The organism is Fodinibius roseus, from assembly GCF_900129315.1.
In the GTDB taxonomy this organism is placed as follows: domain Bacteria; phylum Bacteroidota; class Rhodothermia; order Balneolales; family Balneolaceae; genus Fodinibius; species Fodinibius roseus.
The window spans coordinates 29,509-41,266 of record NZ_FQUS01000003.1; the positions used below are offsets into that span (position 1 = coordinate 29,509).

11 protein-coding genes are annotated in these 11,758 nt (G+C 46.6%); 9 read left to right on the forward strand and 2 right to left on the reverse strand.

The window, feature by feature from the left end:
- Window positions 1-179: 179 nt before the first annotated feature.
- Complete coding sequence (locus BUB16_RS03200; protein ID WP_073059406.1) at window positions 180-551, forward strand: hypothetical protein; 372 nt, start codon at window positions 180-182, stop codon at window positions 549-551.
- A 200-nt stretch (window positions 552-751) separates the two neighbouring features.
- Here the strand turns inward: BUB16_RS03200 and queA are convergent, their stop codons facing one another.
- Together queA and dinB are read right to left on the reverse strand one after the other, a co-directional pair.
- Window positions 752-1,753 carry a tRNA preQ1(34) S-adenosylmethionine ribosyltransferase-isomerase QueA gene (gene queA / locus BUB16_RS03205; RefSeq protein ID WP_073059408.1) on the reverse strand — a complete coding sequence of 334 codons (1,002 nt, stop codon included), beginning with the start codon at window positions 1,751-1,753 and terminating at the stop codon, window positions 752-754.
- 431 nt (window positions 1,754-2,184) lie between these two features.
- Entirely contained in the window at window positions 2,185-3,273 is a 1,089-nt protein-coding gene (dinB, locus tag BUB16_RS03210; protein ID WP_073059411.1) for a DNA polymerase IV, read from the reverse strand.
- A gap of 168 nt (window positions 3,274-3,441) precedes the next feature.
- Here dinB and BUB16_RS03215 point away from each other — a divergent pair, with 168 nt between their 5' ends.
- The 8 genes from BUB16_RS03215 (at window position 3,442) to BUB16_RS03250 (ending at window position 11,756) form a co-directional block, all read left to right on the forward strand.
- Window positions 3,442-3,702, forward strand: a complete 261-nt coding sequence (locus BUB16_RS03215) for a hypothetical protein (RefSeq protein ID WP_073059414.1) — start codon at window positions 3,442-3,444, stop codon at window positions 3,700-3,702.
- A 78-nt stretch (window positions 3,703-3,780) separates the two neighbouring features.
- A complete protein-coding gene (locus tag BUB16_RS03220) occupies window positions 3,781-4,032 on the forward strand; it encodes a hypothetical protein (protein WP_073059416.1) in 252 nt (83 codons plus the stop codon).
- Between the two features lie 329 nt (window positions 4,033-4,361).
- Window positions 4,362-4,880 carry a 2'-5' RNA ligase family protein gene (locus BUB16_RS03225; protein ID WP_073059418.1) on the forward strand — a complete coding sequence of 173 codons (519 nt, stop codon included), beginning with the start codon at window positions 4,362-4,364 and terminating at the stop codon, window positions 4,878-4,880.
- Between the two features lie 106 nt (window positions 4,881-4,986).
- Window positions 4,987-6,390 carry a Glu/Leu/Phe/Val family dehydrogenase gene (locus BUB16_RS03230; RefSeq protein ID WP_073059420.1) on the forward strand — a complete coding sequence of 468 codons (1,404 nt, stop codon included), beginning with the start codon at window positions 4,987-4,989 and terminating at the stop codon, window positions 6,388-6,390.
- Window positions 6,391-6,657: 267 nt separating this feature from the next.
- Complete coding sequence (gene glgB / locus BUB16_RS03235) at window positions 6,658-8,514, forward strand: 1,4-alpha-glucan branching protein GlgB (RefSeq protein ID WP_170864272.1); 1,857 nt, start codon at window positions 6,658-6,660, stop codon at window positions 8,512-8,514.
- 329 nt (window positions 8,515-8,843) lie between these two features.
- Entirely contained in the window at window positions 8,844-9,662 is an 819-nt protein-coding gene (locus BUB16_RS03240; RefSeq protein WP_073059425.1) for a phosphosulfolactate synthase, read from the forward strand.
- 37 nt (window positions 9,663-9,699) lie between these two features.
- Window positions 9,700-10,518, forward strand: a complete 819-nt coding sequence (locus BUB16_RS03245; RefSeq protein ID WP_073059427.1) for a glycogen/starch synthase — start codon at window positions 9,700-9,702, stop codon at window positions 10,516-10,518.
- An 83-nt stretch (window positions 10,519-10,601) separates the two neighbouring features.
- The gene (locus tag BUB16_RS03250; RefSeq protein WP_073059429.1) at window positions 10,602-11,756 is read left to right on the forward strand and encodes a hypothetical protein; all 1,155 of its coding nucleotides are present in this window, start codon (window positions 10,602-10,604) and stop codon (window positions 11,754-11,756) included.
- Window positions 11,757-11,758 lie beyond the last annotated feature (2 nt).

Consider the following 11,758-nt stretch of genomic DNA (forward strand, 5'->3'; position numbering starts at 1 on the left):
GTCAAGAGGATATTTTTAAATTGGTATATTTCGGATCTTTATGGTTTGAAACTTGTTGCCTGTTATTTGTGGGCTTCCAAATCCCACAAAACATTTGCCGTTTCGCAATATAAACGATATCCTCTTAGCCTCTGTTTATGACAGTGAACGTGAAGTAATTCCAAATAAAATAGATACCAATGAAATTAGTTGATCCCTCCGGTAACGAGGTCACAAGTAAAGAGAATAAAGACGCCAAAGAGCTGGAACAGCAGATGTCCAAAAAGATCGAAGCACTGCTTGAGCCGGTCATGAATAAGGTGAAATTGTCCGGCGCGCAAATTCCACAACAGCAGCTCATGCAACTCAGCTCAGCGGCACAGCAGATGCTGTTTAACCGCATGATCTATAATTTGCTGCAAAAGATCGGTATTGAAGATATCGACGAAGTGCTTACGGAGGACGATGTTGAAGAGCTCTCCACCTCCCTGAAAAACCAGGTGAAGATGGTGGACAGCAACGATATGAAAGAGCAAATGCAGCAGATGCAGCAGCCGGATACGGAAAGTTAAGTGAGGTCCGTTTCGGGCTGGTTGAGGCTGAAATTCAGAAAGTTGAGCAGATATAGATCCGCAAGGGGTCAGGTATTGGTAAGGCTTCGCGGCCTTGCCGGGGCTCTTTTGTGGCATCCTGGGGACAGGAGCTTTTAAAAGGGGATAACGTGGATTGTCCGATGCTCATTTGGCCTTGGTGATCGGCTCTCAGAGCGGAATCACAAGATCAGCATGGCGTCCCCAAAGGAGTAGAAGCGATACTGTTCGTCTATGGCATGCTGGTAGATATGTCTCATTTCCTCAAAGCCGGTGAAAGCGGCCACCAGCATCAGCAGAGTACTTTTGGGCAGGTGAAAGTTAGTGATGAGGGCATCGACGGCCTTAAAGCTGTAACCCGGACGAATGAAGATATCGGTGTCCATAGCGGTCGGGGTAAACCGATCGTTTTGTTGGAGGCATGTTTCCAAAACCCGCACGCTGGTGGTGCCGACGGCCGTAAGATGATCGGCCTGGTTCAGCTGCCGGGCGGTTTTGGGGGTGAGCCTGAACCATTCGGAGTGCATGGTATGTTCTTCAATAGTCTCCGTTTTGACCGGTGCGAAGGTCCCCAGTCCCACATGAAGGGTAACTTCGGCCTTTAATATCCCTGAATCCTGGATTTCGGAGAGCAGCTCATCCGTAAAATGAAGTCCCGCCGTAGGCGCGGCCTTGCTTCCCGAATCGCGGGCATACACGGTTTGATACTCTTCCGACAGCGATTCGTCTTGCTCGATATAAGGGGGAAAAGGGGTGTATTTATAGTGATCATAGACCTCCTCATTGAGAGGCGGGCGAAGCCGCAGCGTACGGATGCCTTCCTTATCGATATCCACGACCGTAGCGGAAATCCTGTCGGTAAGCGAAAGCGTCCGCCCCTTTTGGAATTTTTTGCCGGGACGCACGAGCGCGCGAACCGTCGTGTCATTGGCGGCATCCAGAATGAAAATCTCTTTTTTCCCGTCCTCGAACAGCAGGCGACATTTTTCAACCTTGCTGTTATTGAGCACAAGCGTGGTATCCCCCGGCAGGTAATTCCGAAGATTGTAAAAAACAGCATCTGTGATGGTTCCCGTGCTTCGGTCATAGACCAGCAAGCGGGCATGATCACGCGGCTGAGCCGGCTGCTGGGCAATCAGTTTCTCCGGGAGATCATAATCAAAATCCGAAAGCGTATAATTCATAGTACAAATTGTGGATATATAGAGCTTTTACAAAAGCGTTCTTTTGGCCAATCTCTGCATTTTAGCGAATGTAACATCCATTTTTCCTTCGCCTCCTTCACGACCAAATTTCCCGGTGACTAATCCGGGTTATTGTGTTGCAGTCTTTGATTCGCTGAGGGATGGATATCGACCAGAATCCCTGGTTTTAAAGCCCTCAGATGATAAACAGGGAAATGGTCTCTGCGGTGGAAGGTAAGCACAGAATGGCACAGAGGAAACCTTTGATTGGAAGATAAACGGGCAATCTGTGTCAGCTTGAGCACCACGCCGGGGACCGGTTACCGCCGGGGTGAGCGCTTCCTATTAGAAACACACGCTGTTTATCGGCACGGTGATCATGTTTTTAATAGCAGTCTTCTTCGGATGATATGTGACTCAATATTCAACACTTACGACTCAAAAGGAATCTCCAGCTGTTTGTAATGTCCTTTTTCGCTTAGGTTTAAGTTCGAGAGGGTGATGCCCAGGAGCCGCACCCTGCGATTACCCGTCTCCGTCTCCTCAAGCAGCTGAATGACAGTCCGGGCAATGTCGTCCGCTTTGTCAATATAGTGGTTGAAGGAAGTGCTGCGTGTGACGGTTTCAAAATCGGCGTAGCGCACCTTGAGGGTTACCGTCTTGCCTGCCGCCTGTTTGTCCTGCATGCTTTCGGCTACTTTGCCGGCCAGTTCAGTGAGAAAGTTGTGAATCCAGTTGAGGTCGTCGATATCTTCCGAAAAGGTGCGTTCTTTGCCAATGGACTTGCGAATACGATCTGTTTTCACCTCCCGGTGGTCGATACCGCGAACAATACGATAATAATGGCGCCCGACTTTCCCGAACTTTTCAATCAGATCAAGTTCCGACCATTCTCTCAAATCTTTGCCGGTATAAATGCCCAGGGAATGCATCTTTGACTTGGTTGCATCCCCTACGCCATGAAACGTCCCGATCTTGAGTTCGGCTAAAAAGTCTTCTGCCTCTTCAGGTAATATGACCGAAAGTCCGTCGGGTTTTTCAAGGTCGGAAGCTATTTTGGCAAGAAATTTATTATGTCCCACGCCGGCAGATGCGGTGAGGCCGGTCTCTTTTTTGATTCGCTCCCGGATCTTCCGGGCAATAAGGGTAGCCGAAGGCAATCCGATATGATTTTCAGTGACGTCAAGGTAGGCTTCATCGAGCGACAGAGGTTCTACCAGGTCGGTATATTCAAAAAAAATATCCCGTATTTGGGTGGAAATTTTTCGATATACCTCGAAACGAGGTTTTACGAACACGGCGTGGGGACACAGCCGTATCGCCTGGGCGGCGGGCATCGCGGAATGAACCCCGAATTTGCGCACCTCGTAGCTTGCTGCGGCTACTACCCCGCGACCTTCGGGAGAGCCTCCCACGACCAGCGGTTTCCCGCGATACTCCGGAAAATCGCGCTGCTCTACGGAAGCATAGAACGCATCCATGTCGATATGGATGATTTTACGGATTGAGTCTTCGCTCATAATATTTTAGTGCTAAAGAGTAATTGATGTCGCGTTCATTCCTATTTTAGCTTCGGGTCATTTATCCACCACTTGCCATGGAAGATCTGAATATTAGGATTCCAAAATCACCAAAAAAAAGTTATTTTCCGTCTCTGTAAATTTTAATGATAAAACAATATAAGTTAAATGGAAGTTTTAGATGGAACCACCATTTTTTGGCTGTTTGCGCTCGGTTTGCTCGTAGGAGGCGCGGTAAAATTAGTAATGTGGAATACAACGGTGAACCTGGTATCAAATCTTGTTGCGGGGGTAATGGGTTCGGTTGTGGTGGGAGGACTCACGGCAGCGCTTCAGTTGCCCGGGGGATTGCTTTTTGCATTTGTAGGCAGCCTTTCTATTCTTTTTATCCTGAATGTCTTTCATATGGAGAGCCAAAAGGCACACTGACAGGGGAATATCGGGGAACCCTGAAGCACAATATTACATTTAAAAAGACAGGTGTAATCTTAAAAAAGGGATAACCGTATGGTACCTTCGTTTGGTGCACAACTGTTTTGGATGATTGCGATAGGCTTAATACTGGGCTATGCCAGCTACTTCGTTTTCATAAAGTACAGCATTCGCCTCGGCTTAAGTATCTCCCTGGGCACCCTTGGAGCCGTACTCATTGGGGGTATCGCCTACTATTTTGCCTTTGACCTGCCCTTGATGTATTCGATTTTAGGAGCCGTTACGTTCCTGTTTATAGCAAATGCTTTTCTTTCACAGGAAGGATAGGTACGGCTAAAGAGTTATTGAACAATTTTTAAATTTTTTGGAATTCATGTTGGCATCTTACCACAATTTTTTTAAGATTACTTTCAGGGATTGTGATGAGGTGTACAAAAAGGACTCCGGCATATGTTGGAGTCCTTTTTATTTTTCGTCTATTCACTTCCTGTACCTTACAGCCTCCACCGCATGGGAAAACAATGGCAATATGCCGGGCATCTCCGGGTTGTATTCTCAATTATAGCGTTGAATGATTATTGAAACTCTCTTAGCTTTTGTAAAGCGATGTCATTCCTCGTTTATTTATAAAAAAACTGAAAAAAACGGAGGCTTTTATGTCATCATCGGTCTATTCACTCTGGTTACAGCCAAGCGGAGATATTGCTTATCGCCTGCAGGAACGTATTAATAAAATGAGCAAGCAATACGGTACGCCCTCCTTTGCCCCGCATATAACGCTGCTGGGCGGTTTGAAGTCCTCGGAGACAGAACTTGTTTCTCTGACGGACACCCTGGTATCATCCCTGTCTCCCTTTGACGTTACGCTGACAAAAGCCGGCTATAGCGATGAATTTTATCAGTCGCTTTTTTTGCACGTGGAGAAAAACAGCATGCTCGAAGAGGTGCGAAACCGAGTCTGCAAACTTTTTGATGTGCGTGATCCCGACGGTTATCGCCCCCACCTCAGTTTGTTATATGGAGATCTGTCCCAGGAGGAAAAGGAGCGGATCCTGAATATCACTGGCAGAGAGTTTTATATTCGGTTTCCGGTTAAAAGTATTGTGCTTATGCAAACCGAAGGTCCCCCGCAGCAGTGGGAAAAAATAGATACTGCTGTTTTTAAACTGCAATAATGGCAGGCTATTGGAGTTGATACTCTTTTGTATTATGCCGATTCTCATTTACGTTACAGGATAATCAATTGACAACCTAATTCAACCATCAAAAGGGCTGTTCAATATGTCTGAATACAAGTTTTTTAAACAGGTTAATCATGCTTTTGACGCTGCTGCCAAGTATACTCGTTTTAAAAAGGGTCTTTTGGATCAAATTAAGATTTGCAATAACGTTTATCATATAACCTTTCCGCTGGAACGTGACGACGGAACCATTGAGGTGATACACGGATGGCGGGTTGAGCACAGCCATCATAAACTTCCGACCAAGGGTGGCATCCGGTTTAGTATGACGGTTAATGAAGATGAAACCATGGCCCTCGCCGCACTCATGACCTATAAATGTGCCGTAGTGGATGTGCCTTTCGGGGGCGCAAAAGGAGGCATAAAAATTGATCGGACGAATTACTCCGCCGGTGAGATTGAACGGATTACACGCCGCTACGCCTACGAACTTATAAAAAAGGGCTTTTTGGGCCCCGGATCAGATGTTCCGGCCCCGGATTACGGGACGGGAGCCCCCGAAATGGGATGGATATTGGATACGTACCGGCAATTGAAATCGGATATCAATGCCGAAGCCTGCGTGACCGGAAAGCCCATTCCCCAGGGCGGGGTTCGGGGTCGGACGGAAGCAACCGGCCGGGGCGTTTTTTTTGGAGTTCGTGAAGCCTGCAGAAAGCCGGAGGACATGAACAAGCTGGGGTTGCAACCGGGTCTTGAAGACAAAACCTTCATCATTCAGGGGTTGGGCAATGTGGGGTATCACACCGCAAAGTATATGAGCGAGGGGGGAGCCAGGCTGGTGGGCGTTGCAGAAATTGAAGGCTCTGTATATGACCCGAACGGTATTGACCTGGAAAAACTTGTTGAATACAGGGAGGAAACGGGTTCGATTCTTGGCTTTGGCGCTACCAAAGAACTTGCGAGTAACACAGCAGTGCTGGAAGCCGAATGTGATATTCTGATACCGGCCGCACTCGAAAATCAGATTAATGATGACAACGCCTCTCAAATTAAAGCTAAGATTCTGGCCGAAGCCGCCAATGGTCCCACTACCGCAAGTGCCCATCAAACACTTAAAGAGAAAGGGGTTCTTATTATTCCCGATAATTACCTGAACGCCGGTGGCGTGACGGTCTCTTATTTTGAATGGTTAAAAAATCTCTCACATGTTCGTTTCGGACGTATGGAAAAACGGTTTGAAGAGGGTAGCTATCGGAAGATCCTAAATGTTATCGAAAGCGGTTTGGACCGAACATTTACCGAAGAAGAGATGAAGGAACTGGCACGCGGGGCCGATGAATACGACCTGGTAGATTCGGGACTTGAGGAAACCATGATTAATTCATATGACCAGCTTAATGAGCTTCGCAAAAAGCATGATATCGATTTGCGGACGGCCGCCTTTCTTAATGCTATTGAAAAAGTGGGCGTGATGTATGAACAGATGGGTATTTTCCCCTGATATGCCAAGAAACAGAAAAGCCCCGACGCCAGGTCGGGGCTTTTCTGTTATAACTGCAACTATGCAGCGATACGCAGGTAACTGAGAGTAATCGCAGAGTATTAATGTATAACCTGCGTATGTAGTAGATGTTACGAAAACCAATGAAAAGAGTTGCAAAATAAAGGGAATAAATTTTGTTTTTAATCATGATACTGGAATATTTGTATTCAGGTGTCGAGCGGCATATTTTTTCTTATAATCAACTATAATTGAATGGAGCTTGGAATGGAAAAAAGGCTGACTACAGAGCATATCAAACAATGGAATGAAGGGGTATATCATAAAGCATTTACCATTTTAGGAGCTCATGTAACGGATGGTGGCACCTTTTTTGCCGTTTGGGCGCCCCACGCTCATTCCGTAAGTGTGGTCGGAGAGTTTAACAACTGGGATGGGCGTGAAAATCCCATGAAAAAAGAAGACGCAACGGGCATCTGGACAACCCATGTATCGGGCGTTGAGAAGTGGGACCTCTATAAATTTGAGCTTAAAACGGCTGAAGATGCACCACCTTTTCTGAAGTCCGACCCCTATGCAAGAGTTGCGGAAGTGCGTCCCAAAACAGCCTCGCTGGTATACGATTCGGAGGAATTTGACTGGGAAGATGACACCTGGCTTGCAAGCCGCGGAGAACAACAGTCGTTTCGGAAACCGATCTCCATTTATGAGGTATATCTGGCTTCCTGGAAGCGAAAAGGGCCGGATAACAATGAATACCTCGGTTATCGGGAGCTGGCCCATGAGCTGGTTCCCTATGTTAGAGAGTGCGGCTTTACCCATGTCGAGTTAATGCCGATCGCCGAGCATCCCTATGATCCATCCTGGGGCTACCAGATTACCGGCTATTATGCCCCGACCAGCAGATTCGGTGACCCTGACGATCTGAAGTATTTTATCAACGAATGTCATAAAGCGGGCATTGGTGTGATCATGGACTGGGTGCCCGGCCACTTTCCCAAAGATGAACAGGGATTACAGATGTTTGACGGGACCCCTTTATATGAATATGCGGATCCCAGGAAACGCGAGCAAAAAGAGTGGGGAACCTATATTTTTGACTATGGCAAGCCGGGGGTTCGTAATTTTTTATTATCGAATGCCCACTACTGGTGCGAAAAGTTTCATATTGACGGTCTTCGGGTTGATGCGGTGGCCTCCATGTTGTACCTGGACTATTCCAAAAAAGATGGCGAATGGACTCCCAACAAGTATGGGGGCAATGAGCATTTGGAGGCGATTGATTTCCTCAAGGACTTTAATACGATTATTCATCGTGAATTCCCGGGTATTTTGACGATGGCAGAGGAGTCAACCTCGTGGGAAGGGGTCACAAAGCCGGTACATCACGGGGGGTTGGGGTTTGATTATAAGTGGAACATGGGGTGGATGAATGATACGCTGAGTTATATTAAGAAGGAGCCGGCCCAGCGGCACGAGGATCCCGACAAGATCACCTTTCCCATGATGTACAATTATTCCGAAAACTTTTTACTGCCTTTTTCGCACGATGAGGTGGTGCACCTCAAAGATCCCATGGTCTGGAAAAGTTCGGGCAATGAACAACAACAGTTTGCGAACCTGCGGCTGCTGTACACCTATTTTTTCAGTCACCCCGGGAAAAAACTGCTGTTTATGGGGAATGAATTTGCGGAAACCTCAGAATGGTCTGAAGGGTACGCCCTACACTGGCATTTATTGGATCACAACCGCCACAGGGGAATAAAAAGGATGGTCAGCGACCTTAATCGATTCTATCAGCAGGAAAAGTCGCTGCATGAAATAGACCGGGAAAACGAAGGTTTTGAGTGGATTGAATTGGGACGCGAAACTCCCTGTTTGTTCGCTTTCTTGCGCAAAGCCCGTGATCCCTCCGATCATATCCTATGTATTTTGAATTTTGCTGATTATTCCATGGATAATTACCATTTGAGTCCTTTCGACGGGGTACAGTATGAACTCGTCTTTAACAGTGATTCGGAGTATTACGGGGGACAAAATCGCGGGTCTCATTACGGAGAGATGGGTAAGCAGCATGTTTCCGTTCCCCCCTTTACCGGATTACTGCTGAAACCAGCCGACTAACCCGAGTTTTTCCCGGAGTTCGGGTAACCTGGGATGGATTCCGGATGGGGCAGAGGAATAAGTGTTATGATAGAATCATGGTCTGCATAACTGCAATGGATGGTGAGAAAGCTTTGCAAAACGGTCTTTTTTCTCACTCTCTTCGTTATCGGGATTTTGAAATCCTCACATATACGCAATATGCTGCGGTATAACATCCCTTTGGCTCTGGTCCTGATCAAAAATCCTTGTTTTGCAAAGCCTTCTTTGAATAAGATTGGGTTTCATTTTATTAACAAGCTGCATTTTAGTATATTTGTTCGTTTAATTTGTCAAAATTGTAATGTTCAATGGCTTTCAAGCTCAATCATCTTCCCAGTCGTACTGAAAAACCCCGAGAAAAAGGAATGACACTCATCCTGGATAAAGGGTTGAGTGTCCGTCAAGTCGAAGATTTTTGTGCATCGTGTTCCAACTATATCGATATTGTAAAGTTGGGATGGGGAACCAGCTATGTTACACAAAACCTTGAGGATAAGCTTGCGGTTTATGCTGATGCCGAAATACCGGTGTATTTCGGGGGGACCTTATTCGAAGCTTATGTGCTGCGCGATCAGCTGGATGCCTATATGAAGCTGCTCGATCGGTTTGATATCGGGCATGCCGAAGTTTCCAACGGGACGATCTGGCTGTCTGATCAGCGTAAGATCGAAATCATACAGCTTATGAGTAAGCATTTTACGATTTTGTCAGAAATAGGAAGCAAAAATCCGAATGATATTATCCCTCCCTATAAATGGGTAAAAATGATTGAGCGCGAACTCGAGGCAGGGGCCTGGAAAGTGATATGTGAGGCCAGAGAAAGTGGAACCGTTGGCGTTTTTCGACCCAATGGTGAAGTGCGGTCCGGTCTCATTGACGAAATAGCTGATCAGGTGCCTGTGGAGAACCTAATCTTTGAAGCTCCCCAAAAAGAGCAGCAGGTTTGGTTTATTCGCAAGTTTGGGAGTAATGTAAACCTGGGCAATGTTCAGCCATCAGAAGTTATTCCGGTGGAAACACTGCGGCTGGGGCTTAGAGGCGACACGCTTTTCGACTTTTATTCGCTCGATGATGATGATATGAACCAGCTTTACCCCGACCACGGGGATACGAAGTCGAAAGATTAAATCAATGAAATACCAACGAAGTTATTCCGAATAATATATGAAAGTTCTATACGCTGCAGCCGAGATATCTCCTTTTGCCCGAATGACGCATACAGCTGATCTTCTGCGTTTTTTGCCGGCCTCATTACAAGACAAAGGATACGAAATACGTATCCTGTTACCCAAATACGGTACGATTAACGATCGCAGAAATCGTTTGCATGAGGTGATTCGTCTCTCCGGTATTGAAGTCGAAGTGGGGGACAAAATAGAAAGCATGCGCATCAAGGTGGCAAGTATACCGAACGCCAAGCTCCAGGTATACTTTCTGGATAACGATACCTATTTCAACCGGAAGGCTATGTTTATGAATCCCGATAATGGGGAGCACTACGAGGATAATGATGAGCGAATTGTCTTTTATAGCAAGGGTGTGCTCGAGACGGTTATCAAACTGGGATGGAAGCCCGATATCATTCACTGTCACGATTGGCCGGCCGGACTTATCCCGCTGCTGGTCAAAGAAAAATATAATGACTTGGATCTTTTTAAGGATACCCAGCTTATTTATAACATCCATCATCCTGAAAACAATGGTGTATTCAATAAAAAACTGCTTAACCTTGTTGGATTACCGGATTCTTTGAATCAGGACAATCTTATAGAGGGTGATAACGTTGACTTACGCACCCTCGGTTTAAAATATAGTGACCATGTTGTGACCGGGAACCATCTGACGGGTCAGCTGGATGATCTTTTCGGTGAACTCAATATTTCACCAAAGAAGATTCAGGGCTCACCGGAAGACGTCTCCGATAAGTTCGCACGGTACTATGATGAGATTGCTGGAACTGAGGAAGAAACGGAAGAATCCTAATATAATTTTTGAGAAGTATTTTGTTGCAGAACATAATGAGCAGCACCCTTCAAAATGCAAATGCGTTTTGCTTACTATTGGTCTTGGGAATAGCAGTAGTAATCTCCAGCTGCGAAAATCCCGGATCTGTTGGCAGCGGACTAAGTGAATCAGGCGCTGATGTTGAAATCGTGCGAGATACGATTGGTGCTATAGACACGCTCGGATTCAATTCCTATTCGGGAAGTTATGCCTATTTTTCAGCAGGAGCCTATAATGATCCTCTCTTTGGAGAGCTGACGGCCACCGGATTCGTGAGGCCCTCTCTGCCTGCCGCCGGCGACAGCCTTGAGGAGGATGCCACAATGAAGATGCGTATTCTTTTCGATTCGCAGAATGTCTATGGAGACACACTGGCGGATCAGTCATTTGAGGTATATAGAATCGAGGAATACTGGAGAGGCAGAGCCCATAAGTTAAAGAATGAGCTGCAGCTTGACCGAAGTCAGGCGGTAGCCTCGTTTACCGTTGCGACCGGAGACTCTATGGATGTGACGCTGGACCCGGCATGGGTTAGCGAATACTACCGGGCCTACGCAGAGTCGGAGGACGCCGATGCTGATTCACTCTATCAAAACGAAGTATACGGGCTGGCACTTGTACCTTCGGGCAGTAATAAGATCATTCCCCTTGACGCACAGTCAACCCGGTTTGTTATCGAGAACCCCGAAACCGATACGTTTGAAGTCTCAAACGGGCAGTGGTCGTATCATATGAGCAGAGATAATGAGCCGGATCATCCGGAAGGGTCGGTAGCTGCTTATAATATGCTGGAAAACATACTGAGCTTTCGGCTTGACCTTTCTGGTATTGATATTAACGGTCCCAGCATCTCCAGGGCCGAGCTTATCTTTTACCAGGATAATGCTATAATGGAACAATCTATTTCAGGGTCGGTAAAACGTCCACAACCGCAGTCGGCTCAGCTGCATTTTGTAAATCCCGAACAGACCCCGGATAACCTGATAGCAGGGAATCCCGCAGCGAACGGTACCTATTCGGAAGAGGACCACGCTTTTCATTTCAATGTGACTTCATTGTTGCAAAACGGACTGATTAACGGTTTCCCGGAGAACAGAACCTTTTACTTTATGTTACCCAATGACGGATCAGTTAAGGCAAGCCTTCTTTCCGTCGATCCGGCCAGCGAAACGGCCCCGAAACTTGTAATCACTTATTTAAAAAACAGCACTGAGTAACG

Coding starts and splice junctions, on each gene's coding strand:
- BUB16_RS03200 (WP_073059406.1), top strand. CDS start 180: ATGAAATTAGTTGATCCCTCCGGTAACGAGGTCACAAGTAAAGAGAAT.
- BUB16_RS03245 (WP_073059427.1), top strand. CDS start 9,700: ATGAAAGTTCTATACGCTGCAGCCGAGATATCTCCTTTTGCCCGAATG.
- BUB16_RS03240 (WP_073059425.1), top strand. CDS start 8,844: ATGGCTTTCAAGCTCAATCATCTTCCCAGTCGTACTGAAAAACCCCGA.
- dinB (WP_073059411.1), bottom strand. CDS start 3,273: ATGAGCGAAGACTCAATCCGTAAAATCATCCATATCGACATGGATGCG.
- BUB16_RS03225 (WP_073059418.1), top strand. CDS start 4,362: ATGTCATCATCGGTCTATTCACTCTGGTTACAGCCAAGCGGAGATATT.
- glgB (WP_170864272.1), top strand. CDS start 6,658: ATGGAAAAAAGGCTGACTACAGAGCATATCAAACAATGGAATGAAGGG.
- BUB16_RS03220 (WP_073059416.1), top strand. CDS start 3,781: ATGGTACCTTCGTTTGGTGCACAACTGTTTTGGATGATTGCGATAGGC.
- BUB16_RS03215 (WP_073059414.1), top strand. CDS start 3,442: ATGGAAGTTTTAGATGGAACCACCATTTTTTGGCTGTTTGCGCTCGGT.
- BUB16_RS03230 (WP_073059420.1), top strand. CDS start 4,987: ATGTCTGAATACAAGTTTTTTAAACAGGTTAATCATGCTTTTGACGCT.
- queA (WP_073059408.1), bottom strand. CDS start 1,753: ATGAATTATACGCTTTCGGATTTTGATTATGATCTCCCGGAGAAACTG.